The organism is Burkholderia sp. AU32262 (genome assembly GCF_020419985.1).
Taxonomy (GTDB): Bacteria; Pseudomonadota; Gammaproteobacteria; order Burkholderiales; family Burkholderiaceae; genus Burkholderia; species Burkholderia semiarida.
Genome location: NZ_JAIZRS010000054.1, coordinates 1 through 15,333 on the forward strand (window position 1 = coordinate 1; position 15,333 = coordinate 15,333).

At 66.9% G+C, this 15,333-nt stretch carries 9 protein-coding genes; 5 read left to right on the top strand and 4 right to left on the bottom strand.

Annotated features, from left to right (window positions below; genetic code table 11):
• The coding region (locus tag LGN10_RS32890) for an ESPR-type extended signal peptide-containing protein (protein ID WP_319001266.1) at nt 1-6,295 on the bottom strand (6,295 nt) is incomplete at its 3' end.
• Nucleotides 6,296-6,765: 470 nt separating this feature from the next.
• Between LGN10_RS32890 and LGN10_RS32895 the strand changes: the two genes are divergently transcribed.
• The 3 genes from LGN10_RS32895 (at nt 6,766) to LGN10_RS32905 (ending at nt 10,868) form a co-directional block, all read left to right on the top strand.
• On the top strand, nt 6,766-9,801 hold the full coding sequence (locus tag LGN10_RS32895; protein ID WP_226226238.1) for an ATP-binding protein: 3,036 nt from the start codon (nt 6,766-6,768) through the stop codon (nt 9,799-9,801).
• A 588-nt stretch (nt 9,802-10,389) separates the two neighbouring features.
• The gene (locus LGN10_RS32900) at nt 10,390-10,551 is read left to right on the top strand and encodes a hypothetical protein (protein WP_226226240.1); all 162 of its coding nucleotides are present in this window, start codon (nt 10,390-10,392) and stop codon (nt 10,549-10,551) included.
• A complete protein-coding gene (locus LGN10_RS32905; protein ID WP_226226241.1) occupies nt 10,548-10,868 on the top strand; it encodes a helix-turn-helix domain-containing protein in 321 nt (106 codons plus the stop codon). Before LGN10_RS32900 ends, LGN10_RS32905 begins: the two co-directional genes overlap by 4 nt.
• Before the next feature lie 108 nt (nt 10,869-10,976).
• Here the strand turns inward: LGN10_RS32905 and LGN10_RS32910 are convergent, their stop codons facing one another.
• Together LGN10_RS32910 and LGN10_RS32915 are read right to left on the bottom strand one after the other, a co-directional pair.
• On the bottom strand, nt 10,977-11,747 hold the full coding sequence (locus LGN10_RS32910) for a glycosyltransferase family 25 protein (RefSeq protein ID WP_226226243.1): 771 nt from the start codon (nt 11,745-11,747) through the stop codon (nt 10,977-10,979).
• The gene (locus LGN10_RS32915) at nt 11,744-12,061 is read right to left on the bottom strand and encodes a hypothetical protein (protein WP_059641017.1); all 318 of its coding nucleotides are present in this window, start codon (nt 12,059-12,061) and stop codon (nt 11,744-11,746) included. The genes LGN10_RS32910 and LGN10_RS32915 overlap by 4 nt, the downstream gene beginning before the upstream one ends.
• A 407-nt stretch (nt 12,062-12,468) precedes the next feature.
• Here LGN10_RS32915 and LGN10_RS32920 point away from each other — a divergent pair, with 407 nt between their 5' ends.
• Entirely contained in the window at nt 12,469-12,888 is a 420-nt protein-coding gene (locus LGN10_RS32920) for an NUDIX hydrolase (RefSeq protein WP_302106188.1), read from the top strand.
• Nucleotides 12,889-13,021: 133 nt separating this feature from the next.
• On the opposite strand, the gene LGN10_RS32925 is transcribed toward LGN10_RS32920, so the two are convergent.
• The gene (locus LGN10_RS32925; protein ID WP_226226246.1) at nt 13,022-13,858 is read right to left on the bottom strand and encodes a peptidylprolyl isomerase; all 837 of its coding nucleotides are present in this window, start codon (nt 13,856-13,858) and stop codon (nt 13,022-13,024) included.
• A 519-nt stretch (nt 13,859-14,377) separates the two neighbouring features.
• Between LGN10_RS32925 and LGN10_RS32930 the strand changes: the two genes are divergently transcribed.
• Complete coding sequence (locus LGN10_RS32930; RefSeq protein WP_226226247.1) at nt 14,378-15,160, top strand: carbonic anhydrase; 783 nt, start codon at nt 14,378-14,380, stop codon at nt 15,158-15,160.
• Nucleotides 15,161-15,333 lie beyond the last annotated feature (173 nt).

Genomic DNA, 15,333 nt, shown 5'->3' on the forward strand with positions numbered 1-15,333 from the left:
TACCGTCGCCCAGCGTGACCGAACGGTAGTTCGGCGAGCCGTCCGCGTTACGGTCGTACGTGACCGCGGCGATCGCCTTGCCGTCGTCGCCGATCAGGCCCGAGCCCTTCAACTGGCTCACGTTCACTGCGTCCTTGTCCGCAACGCCTGCCTTCACATTGGCCAGCGTCGTGCCGTCCGTGCCGCCGCCCAGCGTGACCTTGTCCTTCGTCGCGCTGTCGTACGTCACTGCCAGCGACGTCAGGTTCCCACTGCCGTCGTCGCCCACCAGGCCCGAGTCTTTCAACTGACCGAGATTCAGTGCGTCGCTGTCTTCGGTTGCGTTCGCCACGTGCTTCAGTTGCGTCGGGTTCGTGCCATCGCCCAGCGTGACCGAACGGTAGTTCGGCGAGCCGTCCGCGTTACGGTCGTACGTGACCGCGGCGATCGCCTTGCCGTCGTCGCCGATCAGGCCAGAGCCCTTCAACTGGCTCACGTTCACCGCATCCTTGTCCGCGACGCCGGCCTTCACATTGGCCAGCGTCGTGCCGTCCGTGCCGCCGCCCAGCGTGACCTTGTCCTTCGTCGCGCTGTCGTACGTCACTGCCAGCGACGTCAGGTTGCCGCTGCCGTCGTCGCCCACCAGGCCCGAGTCCTTCAGCTGACCGAGGTTCAGCGCGTCGCTGTCTTCGGTTGCGTTCGCCACGTGCTTCAGTTGCGTCGCGTTCGTGCCATCGCCCAGCGTGACCGAACGGTAGTTCGGCGAGCCGTCCGCGTTACGGTCGTACGTGACCGCGGCGATCGCCTTGCCGTCGTCGCCGATCAGGCCCGAGCCCTTCAGCTGGCTCACGTTCACCGCGTCCTTGTCCGCAACACCGGCCTTCACGTTGGCCAGCGTCGTGCCGTCCGTGCCGCCAGCCAGCGTGACCTTGTCCTTCGTCGCGCTGTCGTACGTCACCGCCAGCGACGTCAGGTTACCGCTGCCGTCGTCGCCCACCAGGCCCGAGTCCTTCAGCTGACCGAGGTTCAGCGCGTCGCTGTCTTCGGTTGCGTTCGCCACGTGCTTCAGCTGCGTCGCGTTCGTGCCGTCGCCCAGCGTCACCGAACGGTAGTTCGGCGTACCGTCCGTGTTGCGGTCGTACGTGACCGCGGCGATCGCCTTGCCGTCGTCGCCGATCAGGCCCGAGCCCTTCAACTGGCTCACGTTTACCGCGTCCTTATCTGCAACGCCGGCCTTCACGTTGGTCAGCGTCGTGCCGGCCGTGCCGCCGCCCAGCGTGACCTTGTCCTTCGTCGCGCTGTCGTACGTCACCGCCAGCGACGTCAGGTTACCGCTGCCGTCGTCGCCCACCAGGCCCGAGTCCTTCAGCTGACCGAGATTCAGTGCATCGCTGTCTTCCGTTGCGTTCGCCACATGCTTCAGTTGCGTCGGGTTCGTGCCGTCACCCAGCGTCACCGAACGATAGTTCGGCGTACCGTCCGCGTTACGGTCATACGTCACCGCGGCAATTGCCTTGCCGTCGTCGCCGATCAGGCCAGAGCCCTTCAACTGGCTCACGTTCACTGCGTCCTTGTCCGCAACACCGGCCTTCACGTTCGACAGCGTCGTGCCGGCCGTGCCGCCACCCAGCGTGACCGAACCGAGGTTCGGCGTACCGTCAGCGTTACGGTCGTACGTGACCGCGGCGATCGACTTGCCGTCGTCGCCGATCAGCCCCGAGCCCTTCAACTGGCTCACGTTCACCGCGTCCTTATCTGCAACGCCGGCCTTCACGTTCGACAGCGTCGTGCCATTCGCGCCGCCGCCCAGCGTGACGGAACCGAGGTTCGGCGAGCCGTCCGCGTTACGGTCATACGTGACCGCCGCGATCGCCTTGCCGTCACCACCGATCAGGCCCGAGTCCTTCAACTGGCTCACGTTCACCGCGTCCTTGTCCGCAACGCCTGCCTTCACGTTCGACAGCGTCGTGCCGTCCGTGCCCTTGAGCGTGACCACTTCGAAGTTCGGCGTGCCGTCGCTGTTCCTGCCATAGGTGACGGCCAGCGGATCGGTTCCGCCGCCCCCGCCGCCCAGATTGGCCAGCGCGTCGAGCGCATCGCCCACGTTGCGATAGGTGGTGCCGCCGATGGTGTACGTCGGGTTCACGATGGAGCCGTCCGCGCCCACCGATGCATTGCCGCCGAAGGCCGCCACCGCGTCCTTCAACTGGCTCACGTTCACCGCATCGGTGTTGGCCGTACCGCGCGCGACATAAATGATCTGACGCTGCTGCCCCGTCGAACCCACCGAGACCGAGTTCAGCCGATCCGCCACCGAGCTCGCGCCCAGCGCGACCGAGTTCAATGCCGTGCCGGTAACGCTGGACTGACGGCCGATCGCAATTGAGTTCGTGGCGAGCGGATCGACCTGCGCACCCGTGCCGAATGCCAGGGAGTCGGCCGCGTTGGCGCGCGCCGTATTGCCGAGCGCGAGGGCGTTGACCCCCGCGGCTCGCGCGTTGAAGCCCGCGGCGACCGCGTTGTTGCCCGATGCGTTCGTGCCATTGCCCAGCGCGAGCGCGCTCGTACCGGTCGCCACGCCGCTTCCGAACGCGACAGCGCCCGTACCCGTTGCCGAGGCACCCGCGCCGAGCGCGACCGAACCGGAGCCCGTCGAACGCGACTGTGCGCCGATCGCGATCGCCGTATCGCCGGTCGCGCTGGCTTCCGCGCCAATCGCCACGCCATACGTGCCCGCACGAACGGATGCGTTGTCGCTGCCGTCGCCGAGACCGTCGACCTGAACATACGGATCCGTGCCCGCGAGCGTGCCGATCGCATCCAGTCGGCTGTTCACGTCCTGAATGGCTTGCGTGGTCGTCGTGCTGACGTTGTCGATAGCCGCCTGCGCGTTCGTCGACGCAATACCCATCAGATCGTTGACCTGACCGACGGTCGCCGCATCGCTGTCTGCCTCGCCGTTCTGCACGTTCGTAATGCGACGTTGCAGGCCCGTTGCGCTGTTACCCACGGAAACCGTGCGGATCTCGTCCGCGACCGAGCCGAGGCCCAGCGCGATGGCGTTGAGGCCCGTCGCCTGCGCGGCGACACCCGTGCCGCGCCCGCCGATATACGGGTTGCCGTTGGCCACGGTCTGCTGCAACTGCTGCACGTTGACCGCGTCGGTCGCCGCGACACCCGTGGCCACGTTCGACAGCGTCACAGGGCCGGCCGACTTGCCGCCGCCCAAGGTCACCGCGTTGTAGTTCGGCGTGCCGTCCGCGTTACGGTTGTACGTGACCGCGGCGATCGCCTTGCCGTCGTCGCCGACCAGGCCCGAGCCCTTCAACTGGCTCACGTTCACCGCGTCCGTGTCGGCAACGCCGGCCTTCACGTTGGCCAGCGTCGTGCCGTTCGTGCCCTTCAACTTCACTTCGTCGAAGTTCGCCGAGCCATCCGCGTTCTTGCCATACGTCACCGCGAGCGACGTCACACCCGCACCCGGGTTCGTCGGATCGACCGGCGCAACGAGGCCCGAATCCTGCAACTGACCGAGGTTCACAGCGTCATTGCGGTTCACACCGTCCGCCACGTTGGACAGCGTCACCGGACCGGCCGACTTGCCGCCGCCCAGCGTCACCGCGTCGTAGTTCGGCGTGCCGTCGGCATTGCGGTTGTACGTGACCGCGGCGATCGCGCTGCCGTCGTCGCCGACAAGGCCCGAGCCCTTCAACTGGCTCACGTTCACTGCGTCCTTGTCCGCCACGCCTGCCTTCACGTTCGACAGCGTCGTGCCGGCCGTGCCGCCGCCCAGCGTGACCTTGTCCTTCGCGGTGCCGTCGTACACCACCGCCAGCGATTCGCCCGTGACCGGGTCGATCACGCCACCCCTCGCGAGCGAATCTTCCAGCGAACCGACGCGCGTGTTCGTCGCGAACAGTTGCGCGCCGTTTACCGCGTCCTTGCTCGTGGCCGACAGCGTACCGTCCGCCACGTTCACGATCTTGCGTTCGTTGCCGGCGCTACCGACCGATACCGTGTTGTCCGCCAGCGCGACCGATCCGTTACCCAGGGCGACGGAATTGTTGCCGGTGGCCGATGCATTGGTGCCCAACGCAAGCGCATTCGAACCGGCAAGCGCGTTATTGCCGAGCGACGTGCCGTTCTGGCCGGCCGCCGAACCCGCACCGATCGAAATCGCGTTCGCGTTTTGCGCACGGGCATCCCGACCGATCGCCACGCCATCCTGCGAAGCGACCGCGTCATTACCGATCGCGACACTGTTGGCCATGCCAGCCGTGGCGCTGCGGCCGACCGCGACGCCGCCATCGACCAGCGTCTTCGCGTTCGAGCCGATGGCCACCGAGCCGACGCCGGTGGCGCTGGCGTCATCGCTGCCGTCACCGGCGCCATTCACCTTGACGTACGGATTGCTGCCGCCGACGTTCGCGATCGCGGCGTTCAGTTGGGCGACGTTCACCGCGTCGGTCCCGGCCGTGCCGGCCGCGAGGTTCGTGATCTGGCGCTGCTGCGTGGCCGAACCGACGGAAACGGTGTTGTTCCGGTTCGCGACGGAATCCATGCCGAGCGCGACCGAGTTGTCCGCCTGCGCATTCGCACGGAAGCCGATGCCGACCGCCCCCAGGCCGCTCGCGGCACCGCTCTGGCCGAGCACGGTCGCGTTGTCGCCCGTCGCGCGGGCGTTGCTGCCGATCGCGGTGGTATTGATCGCGCTGCCGGAGGCCGTATTGCCGAGCGCCACGCTGTTGTTGTTCGTGGTCGTGGCCCGGTTGCCGATTGCAACCGAACCCGTGCCGGTAGCCGTGGCGTTCGGGCCCGTCGCGACCGACGAGCTGCCCGCGGCGGAGCTCCCCGAGCCCACTGCAACGCCGGCACCGCCGCCCAGCGCGCTGGCGTTGGAACCCAGAACCGTCGCCCCCGAACCGGTATGTCTCGCGTTGGTACCGATCGCGATCGTGCCCGTTCCACCGGCCGTCGCGCTATTACCGATCGCGATCGAGCCGGTCGCGCCGGTAATGTCGCCGTCGATGACTCGAGCGTTGGTACCGATGGCTACGCCGCTCGTCGGAACGAAACGGTTGCTCTGGGCAACCGCTGCGCCATCTCCGAGCGCCACGTTGCTGTCGCCGACCGTACTCGCCGACGCGCCGATCGCAACGGAGTGAAAGCCGCCGGCTGCCGTTGCCGATCCGAGCGCCACCGAGCTGGAGCCGCTGGACGTCACGTTTTGTCCGATGGCAACCGCATTGGCGCCCGTCGCGTTCGCGTGACTGGCGCTCGTGCTGTTGACCATGAAATACGGATCGCTCGCGGCAATCGCGGCGTTCAGCTGATTCACGTTGACCGCGTCCGTACCCACCGTGCCGGCCGCGACGTTCGTGATCTGCCGTTGGCCCGTCGCCGTGCCGACCGATACGGTATTTGCACGATCCGCAAGAGAATAACTCCCGAGCGCGACCGAATTCCCCGCAGTTGCCGCCGCACCACGCCCCAACGCCGACGAGTTCTGCCCGGTAACCGCCGCGCCTACGCCAACCGCTGTCGTTCCGATGGCGGTCGCGCGCGCGAGCGTCCCGATCGCTACCCCATTATCTGCGCTAGCCACCGTATTGCCGCCCAGCGCGACCGCCGACGTGCCGGTAGCGCTCGCGTTTGCGCCGATGGCGGTTGCACTGCTGGCAGCGCTGGCGGCTACGTCGGCCGCATACGTGCCCGTGCTGATGGACACATACTTGTCATCCGTCGCGGCGATCGCGGCATTCAGCTGATTCACGTTGACCGCATCCGTGCCCGCCGTACCGGCAGCCAGGTTCTGGATGCGGTTGCTCTGCATGTTCACGCTACTGGAAAAATCCGCCGGGCCGGTGATATGCACACCAGCGCCGCCATGCAACACGAGGTGGCCGTCCTTGCTACCGCTGATGCCCGCCAGAGTGGCGGGAGTCGCGTTACCCACGCTAGACCCGGTCGCGGAACTGTTGTTGGTCAGCGCGAACGCCATGGCGCGGCCCTGGTAGAGCGGGGAGGTGGACGTGCCGTTACACCCGCTCAACGCGCTGCCGACGGTGGATCCCGAGCCGAGACTGATCCCGGTCGTCGGGCCGCACAGCGCCAACCCGCCATTCCCGTTCGCGGCCGTCTGCGCGCCGGCTTCGACCGCAAACCCGCTTCCGCCGACACCCGCCATGACCGCGACCGCGGCCGTGACCGACGAACGCATCGTCGAGTTCGATTTCTTTCGCGCGCGTGCCGTTTCGGCCGCCGCGACCCATGTACCCGTCGTCGGATTCCAGACGGTTCGGTATGTCTTGTTCACGTTGATTGCCTCTATACGAAAGTGTGAGACGAGATTCGAGCTACGTGAGCCAATATATTTTTCGCAACGCCTTTCGATAATCAGACAGCCAGACGCGACAAAACTTATTTACTCAGACTGGTCCGAATATGACGATGCCTGACACTTCCGCGAGGAAAACGCGACACGGCACGCTCAAGAAACGCGCGATCGTTTGACATGCGCGCCGCTCGCGCCGTATAAACGCAGCGCGCAGGCTCGCCTCGACAATTAGGACCAGTCCTACCGCCGTCGCCGAATTGCTTCGGACTGCCCTACATACCGGCGACCCTGCCATCACGATAATTGGCTCGTTCCCCGAGCCGGCAGTGCAATCGCCTGCCATTCCACACGGCTTACGGATATCGCTACGCGCGCGGTTCGCCGACGGCTTTCGCCGCTCGTCTCGCGTGCGGCCCCGATTTGCGCATTGACTTCACGGTATTCGTCCCATGCCCATCCGACACCTGTTCGCGTCCCCGGCGGACGCAAACGCGCCGTTCGCGTCGATCGACGGCGAAGCGCGCGACCTGAGCCTGCTGCACCGCTACCAGCGCTTCACGCTGTACGGCGGGGCCGCGGTGCTGTCGCTCGTGATCCTGTTCGCGACGAGCGTGCTGCTCGACGGCTCGGTGCGCGACTACATCGCGAAGCGGCACGAGCTGTTCGCCACGCACAAGGCGCTCGTCGAACTCGAGATCGACGCGAAACAGGCGTCGGTGCGGCGCTCGGTGATCAATGCGGAGCTGTTGTGGAACAGCCATCCGCGCCATTCGCACAGCGCGGCCGAGGCGCTCGCGCGCGACGGCCACGTCGTGCTGTCGCCGTTGCGCAACGTGAGCGAAATCTTCGTCGCCGTGACGCCCGACGCGCTGGCCGGCAACGAAACCGACGAATACGTTCAACTGATGGAGCGGCTGACGATCTCGGTGGCGGCCGCCGAACGGCAATCGGGGATGCCGCTGTCGGGCTACGCGTACAGCCCCGACCGCAACGTGCTCGCGATCACGCCGCCGCCGTCGATGCCCTATCGCGACGTGCTCGAGCGCATCGGCGTGGCCGATACGCGCGCGCTGATCGACCGGCTCGCGTTCAACGTCGCCGACTGGTCGAACCCGGCCGTCGCGCGCTACTGGCGCGCGACGCGGCGCATCGCGTGGGAGCCGCCCGCGATCGACCCGCTCACGGGCAAGAAGGTGTTCCGCCTCGTCGAGCCGGCGTTCGACGGCCCGCGGCATTTCATGACCTTCGTCAGCGATCTCGACGTGAACGTGCTCGACGACCGGCTCAAGCAGGCGCCGGAAGACGCGGTGGTAATGCTGGTCGACCAGGCCGGCCGCGTGCTGCTGGACGAGGACCGCACGCGCGCGTCGATCGACGGCGCCGCGCTGATGCGTCACGCGCTCGCCGAGAACGGCTGGCGGCGCGGCCTCGACCGCTTCGACGAAAGCTATCTGCACGGCGTGTTCACGATCAGCGACCGGATCGCCGACACGGGCTTCGCGATCGTCTATGCGTACTCGTGGCGCACGATCGCGATCGCGATCTGGCCGACGATCGTGCGCGAAACCGGCGTGGCCGCGCTGATCCTGGCCGTGCTGTGGGCGCTCGTGATCGCATTCGACCTGAAGGTGTTCGCGCCGGTGTTCCGCCGCTCGCGCCGCGTGTTCGAGACCGATGAAATGAGCCGCGCGATCATCGCGACGTCGCCGTTCGGCATCGTGCTCGTGTCGCTCGACACCGACGCGGTGCTGCTGCGCAACCGGATGCACGAGCTGTACGAAAGCGCGGCCGGCGCGCCGCCCCTGCACGAGCGCCTGCTCGCGCGCTACCGGCAGGGCGCGGGCAGCGCGCCGGTGCAGCTCGACGTGGAATTCCCGGTGACGCTCGACGACGGCCGCGCGCGCGACCTGCTCGTCAACTTCGTGCGCGTGCGCTACCGCGGCAAGGACACGCTGCTGTGCGGCTTCTCCGACATCACGACGCGCGCCGACACCGAGCGCGCGCTCGACAGCGCGAACCGCGCGAAATCGACGTTCCTGGCAACGATCAGCCACGAGATCCGCACGCCGCTGAACGCGATGCTCGGCAACCTCGAACTGCTCGACAAGGCGCCCGACCGCAATCGCGAGAAATCGCGGCTGCACGCGGTCACGTCGGCCGCGCGGATGCTGCTCGACATGCTGAACAACGTGCTCGACATGACGAAGATCGAAGCCGACCGGATGACGCTCGAGGCGACCAGCTTCCGCATCGACGAGCTGGCGCGCGACATCGCCGAGCTGTTCGAGCCGGTCGCGCGTGCAAAGGGCGTCGCGCTGCGCGTGGACGTCGATGCGCAGGCGGCGCGGCCGTATGTCGGCGATCCGCTGCGGGTGCGGCAGATCGTCGTCAATCTCGTCAGCAACGCGATCAAGTTCACCGATCGCGGCGCCGTCGCGCTGTCCGTGACGGCGCCGGTGGCCGACGGCACGCCGGTGATGATCCGCGTCAGCGATTCCGGCATCGGCATGACGCCCGCGCAGCTCGAACGCGTGTTCGAGCCGTTCGCGCAGGCCGACGAATCGATCGCGCGCCGCTTCGGCGGCACGGGCATCGGCCTGCCGCTGAGCAACAAGCTCGCGGAATCGATGGGCGGGCGCATCGCCGTGGACAGCGTGCCGAACGTCGGCTCGACCTTCGTCGTGTCGCTGCCGCTGCCGCTCGATCATCAGCACGGGATGCAGCCGGCGCCGGCCGGCGGCGACACGCCGGACCTGCGCGTGCTGTTCGTCGACGACAACCCCGTCAACCGCTCGCTCGTGCACGATCAGCTCGACGTGCTCGGCTATCGCGCCGACGTCGCGTCGAGCGTGGCGCAGGCGCTCGATCTCGTCGAACGGCACGACTACGCGATCGTGATGACCGACCTCAACATGCCGGGCCTCGACGGCTATGCGCTCGCCCGGATGCTGCGCGAACGCGGCCGCGCGCTGCCGATCCTGGCCGTGACCGCGCACGCGGAGCCCGACGAGTTGCGGCTGTCGGAGGAAGCCGGCATCGACGAGATCGTCACGAAGCCGACGTCGCTGCGCTCGCTCGAACAGGCGATCGCGAAATACACGGGCCCGTGGCGGCCGGGCCGCGCGATCGCGGCGGCGCCCGCGAGCACGCGCGGGCCGCTGCCGCGCGACCTGTGCGCGGCGCTGGTCGATGCGACCAACCGGGCCAATGGCGCGATCGTGCGTGCACTGGAATACGGCGACCTGAAGGCCGCCCGTGCGGAGATTCACAGTATGCGCGGCGCGTTCGCGATGATCGGCGAGCGCGACGTGTCGGGCCTCTGCGCGTCGCTGGAAGCGCTGGCGCTAGCCGGCGACGCGGTGGCGTTCGCGCGGGAGTTCGAGCAATACCGCGGCTGCGCGCAAGTCGCGCTCGCGCGGCGCGCCGGCGACCACGCGCAGCAGCGTGGCGATCCGCTTGCGGCCGGAGTGAAGCATGGAGCATGACGGAGGCGCGAAGCGGGAGGACGGCTCGCTTCGCGTGATCTGAACGATGAGCGGAAGAAGTGCGCGGCAACCGCCGGCCGGGATTCGACGCTCGCATAAGGCAGCGTGAGGAGTAGTGCTACAACCAACGTAGCTTCGCGCAACGGCCGGGCCCAGCGACCGCCGTCGAATCCATGCCACGGCACCGCGCGAATCAAGCTTAACGTGGCCGGCCCGTGCATCCAATAGGACTGAACCGATTCGTGCTGGGATTTCTTCCCGTCGGTGAAAACGGTTCGTCAGGGTGCCTCGACGCGGCCGATCGACACGCTTTTCAACACATCGGTGAAGAAACGACGAATCGGCCAGCCGACGCAGCCGCCGCGAAATCGTTGAGCAGCAAGGACGCGAGGCACTGACCTGATGGTCAACGCGGCTGAAACCGCGCGCACCCGTTGCCCGCGGCCGTTCAATCTTGGCTAAAGTAGTTGCACGTTTTCGCCTGGATGAAGTAACGATCGACATCCGCCGCGTCAACGAGCGCGGCCTGCGGGTGGGTAAAACACCTGCAGGCCGCTGACCACCACCAACTCAACAGAGGAGTTGACCATGGCTGACGCGAATCATAGCGCACCCATTCGTTTCCGGGACTGCTTCGTCAACACGCAAACATCCATTCAATCTCGCCGCGTCGTTCCGCATGTCAGGCTCGCCGATAAGGCGCCGCTCGATGCCGCGCAGTGTTCGGCGATCACGGGAGAAGCACGATGAATTACGATGATCAGGATGACTACACCGGCGCCGTGCCGGCCGATTTCGATTTCTACGACGTCGGGGAGCTGGAGGCCAAGTCCGTCCTTGCGCTGAAACTCAACGCGCTGATTGCGTCGCGCGGCCTGAGTGACGAAGAGGCCACGGCGCTCGCGGAAATGGCCCGGCCGGTGGTCACGCCCGAGCAGCGCGAGCGGCTCAGGAACGTGTCGCTGGATCAGCTGATGCTGACGCTGGCCGCGTTTGGCCAGCATGTGGAAATCGTGGTTCGGGCCGCGGGCGAATCGGGCCCGGCCGGTATCACGGCGACGGTCTGACCGCGCGTCGCGCAACGACGAACGGGGCGACAGCCGAAGCGTGCCGGTGCACGTACGAGGCAAGCGCCCCTTTCGATTCAACGTCGCCGTTTGTCGCGTCCGATCGGGTCAGGCCTGAATCGTCGACGTCTCGCGCGCATTCATCGTCACCGCGAGCGGCGGAAAGGTGGCCACGCTGCGCATCGCGCCGTAGAACTTGTTCATCACGATGTCGATGCCGTAATTGTCGAGCGTGCGGCCCAGCCCGTACGAGTACAGCGTCTCCGGCCGCAGCGGAAAGCAGCGATCGAGCAGGAAGCGCGCGCCGGCCGGCGAGATCGTGTACGCACAGATCCCGTAGAACTCGAGCAGGTTCATCACCAGCACCGGGCCGCGGTCGTTCCGGAAATCGCCGATCGCACCGTCGAGCGCCGCTTCGTCGAAGCGCATCGTCACCGGCGTGCGGCTGTTGAAGATCGAACCGCGCAAGATCGAATCGAAGTTGTAGCCCCATGCGATGAAATCGTGCCGGCCGCGATCGTCACGCAGGAATTGCAGCGTGGCGTCGTGGAAATCGGGCCGGAAGATCGCATCGTCCTCCGCGACCGTTATCCGCTCGCGGCCCGACGCGATGTCGCTCCACAGCCGATGCGTGGTCATCGCGATGCCGAACGCACCGCGCGTGTACGGCAACCCGGGCGCGAACAGGCCGGATGCGGCGATTGCGGCGTCCGAGAGCGCGTGTCCGTCGATCGCGTCGACGAATTCGAAATCCAGATGCGGGTTGTTCGCGCGGAACGCGTGCCGGCGCGCGTGGCTGCGGCGCAGCGAAATGACCTTGACGGTCGGGCGCACGGCCGGGTCCGCCGCAAGCAGGGTGGGCGCGTTCGTCGCCATCATTGCCAGCCCGTCACGACCGAAATGCCGAATACGATGCCGAGCACGATACCCACCGCACGGCCTTGCAGGATCGGCTTCAACGCCTCGGGCTCGAAGAACGGATCGATTGCGTCCATCCGGTTGCGCCATGCGGCGAACGCTGGCGGCACGAGCAGCACGAACGCCATCAGCACCGCCGAGATCAGCGTCACCGCCAGGCCGCCGGCGCTCCAGCGCGTGCCGGCCTCGATCACGAAGTGCACGAGCGCGACGGTCGCCGCGCTCGCGATCGTGCCGACCACCGCGCCCTTGACCACATTATCTGCATCACTCATCGATTGTCCTCCATCGCCAGTTCATGCCGCTTGATATCGGCAGATGCTGCGTATTACAGGCGAGTCGGACGCGAATCTCTATCGGACGGGTCTTATTGTCCGGCGGCGGGGCGAAGGAATCGGACGAGGCCCACACGGCGTGCCGGAGCCTATGTGGCCCGCTTCCCGGCCGGTGGCCCGCCAACCGTCATCTGTCGACGCTTTTAAGACTGGGCCGATTGAGTGGCCGACAGCGCGTCCATAAAGTGGAACGCGTCACGGCGCAAGACCGTCCGCCGCAACCGGCATGACGCCCGCGACGCCCTCGCATCGGAAACGTCTCGACACGAACGTCCTGACGGCGCTTCCCCGAAGCAATGTCTTTTCCCAACCGCGGCATTCGCCGCACGCAATCGGACGACACCATCATGAAACAACGCGCCACCGTCCTGTGCCGGCGCGGCGACCGGGTTCTGCTGGTCGCCCGACCGCACGCCCGCTGGACACTACCCGGCGGCCTACCCAAACCGGGCGAATCGCTGAGCGACGCCGCGCGCCGCGAACTCGCGGAAGAAACCGGGCTCGTCTGCCGGAACCTGCGCTACCTGTTTCGCGCGGCCGGCAAGCACAAGCTGCATCACGTGTTCCTGGCGGATCTCGATGCGCACGCTCGAGCGCGTCCGTCCGCGGAAGTCGCGCACTGCGCGTGGTTCGACCGGATGGAGATGGCGTCGATCGATTGCAGCGGGCCGACGCCCGCGATCGTCGAACTCGCACTCGACGGGACGCGCGTCGCCGGGCCCGTGGCCTTCATGATTCACGTCGAAGCGGAGACCGCAGTGGGATGACGTCGTTGCGGTTGGCGCACGGCGCGGTTCCGGTGGCGGGAAAAAGGCGGCCGATTGCCGGCGAAACGACGCACGGAACAAAAAAGGCTCGGCGGGCTCACAGCCCGCCGAGCCTCGTTTTCTTCGGCGCCTGTTACTGCTCGATCGTCGCCTGCGCGGCCAGCTTGTCGACCAGCGCGGCCATCGCGTTTTGTCGCGCCTGCTGCTCCAGTTGCTGTCGCAGCACCGGCTTGGCCTTGTCGAAGCTCGGCACGACCACCGGGCGCTTGTCGGCGAGCTTCACGAACGCATACGCATTGCCGATCTGCACCGGGCCCGACACCGCGCCCGGCTTCAGCGACGTCATGGCCTGCGCGAGCGGCATCGGCAGCCCGGCCGTGTGGCCTTCGGCAAGCGGCGTCTTCAGTTCGCTCCACTCGGCCACGCCAGCGTTCGCGGTCGTGTTGTACTTCTTCGCGACCGCGTCGAAGGTCGCGCCCTGCTTCAGCTCGGCTGCCACCGCATTCGCCTTCGCGGCATCGGCCACGGCCACCACTTGCGCGCGGTATTCGAACTGCGCGGCATTCGCGACGATGTAGTCGTAGCGCGCCTTCACCTGCGCATCGGTCACGCGCTGCGCGCCCAACGCATCGCGCAGATACAGATCGGCCGCCGCGCTCGCACGCGCGCGCGACACGATGCCCTGGACTTCGGGCCGGCTGCCGTAGTTCGCCTTGTCGGCCGCCTGCTCGATCAGTTGCCGGACGATCAGGTCGCGCTTCACCGCATCGCGCAACGCCGGCGTATCGGGCTGGCCCGACGCCTTCACGATGGTGTCCACGTCGCTCTGTACGATCGGCGCGTTGTTCACGACCGCGACGATGCCTTTCGGCAGCGGGGCCGCGCCGGCTTCGGCGGCGACCGCGCCCGTCATGCCGGTGGCGCAGACGAGTGCGATCACGGCGGGAATGGCTTGAATACGAGTCTTCATGATGGAGTCCTTGATAATTGACCGCGCACGAAGGCTGCGCGTATGAACGATGAAACGCGATGGCGCCGACGGCGTCGCGCGCTCGAGGGTGTATCGAAATCGTCGACGACGTCGCGCGTATTCCCTGTCTGCCCGCGGCGCGCCATGTTCGTTGCCGTGCGTCGAACACGGAAAAAGGACGCCGCCCCACCTCGGGCGGCGTTCGGAACGAAGACGAGCTTCGGATACGAGGTATCGAACGGATCACCATGCAACCGTTCGACCGGCACATTGTGGGCAGACGCAGACGACGACACAATCGGCCTGGTCCTACATCGGCGCACGTTTGCGTCGCACGCTCGATCCGCACGGTCCACACGAATCGCGACGTGCCGCATGAGTGGCGCTTGAATCAGACGAGTCTGATTGGAACGCATCGGGCCGATACGAATAATGAATTGATCCCGGCTTTCGGTCGCGCAGGCATCTCGCACCGGCCGCGAGCGATTTCCTTTCACCTTCCCGTATCGAGGATCCCGTTTGAATCATCGAATCAACCTGACGCAGGTCGTCACGGCAGTCCGGCGCGCGGCGCTGCCGGTGTTCGCCGCAGCAATCGCGAGCGGCGCGACCGCGGCCGCCGCCGCCGCACCGACGCAGGACCCGCGCGACTTCGATTACGCGCATCAGCAGGCCTGGCAGATCGAGTCGGGCGATTCGCAATCGCCGATCGACATCCGGTCGGGCACCGTCGTGCAGGCCGAACGCATGCCCGGCGTGAACGACGCGATCGTCGTGCACGTCGCCACGGGCGGCGCGACCGTCGTGGACAACGGCCACACCGTGCAGGTCGTGCCGAAGCAAAGCGACGTGATCATCCGCGGCCGTCACTTCCGGCTGCTTCAGGCGCACTTCCACGCGCCGGCCGAGCACACGATCGACGGCCGGCGTTATCCGCTCGAAGGCCATTTCGTGTTCCGCGCGCAGGACGGCCGGCTTGCCGTCGTCGCGGTGCTGTATCGCGACGGCAACGAGAACGCGCAGTTCGCGTCGATCGTGCGCGCGGCGCGGCGCGGCGTCGCGTCGCCGCTGGCGTCGTTCGACGTGGCGGCGCTGATGCCGGACGATCTCGACAGCTATTACCACTACCTCGGCTCGCTGACGACGCCCCCGCTCACCGAGAACGTCGAATGGTATGTGCTGCAGGACACGATGGACCTGTCCGCGGCCGACATCGACGCGTTCACGCGGCACTACTCGCACAACGCGCGCGCGACGCAGCCGCTGAACGGACGCCCGCTGTTGAAGTACCAGCGGCACTGAACCCACGCAACATCGCTCATCCAAGGAGAATGTCCATGTCGAACCCATCGAAGTGCCCGTTCAACCACACCGCAGGCAGCGGCACGACGAACAAGGACTGGTGGCCGAATCAGCTGAACCTGAACGTACTGCACCGGCATTCGGCGCTGTCCGATCCGATGGACCCGGATTTC

What these genes read in the sequence shown, in the direction of transcription:
- LGN10_RS32895 (WP_226226238.1), top strand. Translation starts at nt 6,766, where the DNA reads ATGCCCATCCGACACCTGTTCGCGTCCCCGGCGGACGCAAACGCGCCG.
- LGN10_RS32900 (WP_226226240.1), top strand. Translation starts at nt 10,390, where the DNA reads ATGGCTGACGCGAATCATAGCGCACCCATTCGTTTCCGGGACTGCTTC.
- LGN10_RS32905 (WP_226226241.1), top strand. Translation starts at nt 10,548, where the DNA reads ATGAATTACGATGATCAGGATGACTACACCGGCGCCGTGCCGGCCGAT.
- LGN10_RS32910 (WP_226226243.1), bottom strand. Translation starts at nt 11,747, where the DNA reads ATGATGGCGACGAACGCGCCCACCCTGCTTGCGGCGGACCCGGCCGTG.
- LGN10_RS32915 (WP_059641017.1), bottom strand. Translation starts at nt 12,061, where the DNA reads ATGAGTGATGCAGATAATGTGGTCAAGGGCGCGGTGGTCGGCACGATC.
- LGN10_RS32920 (WP_302106188.1), top strand. Translation starts at nt 12,469, where the DNA reads ATGAAACAACGCGCCACCGTCCTGTGCCGGCGCGGCGACCGGGTTCTG.
- LGN10_RS32925 (WP_226226246.1), bottom strand. Translation starts at nt 13,858, where the DNA reads ATGAAGACTCGTATTCAAGCCATTCCCGCCGTGATCGCACTCGTCTGC.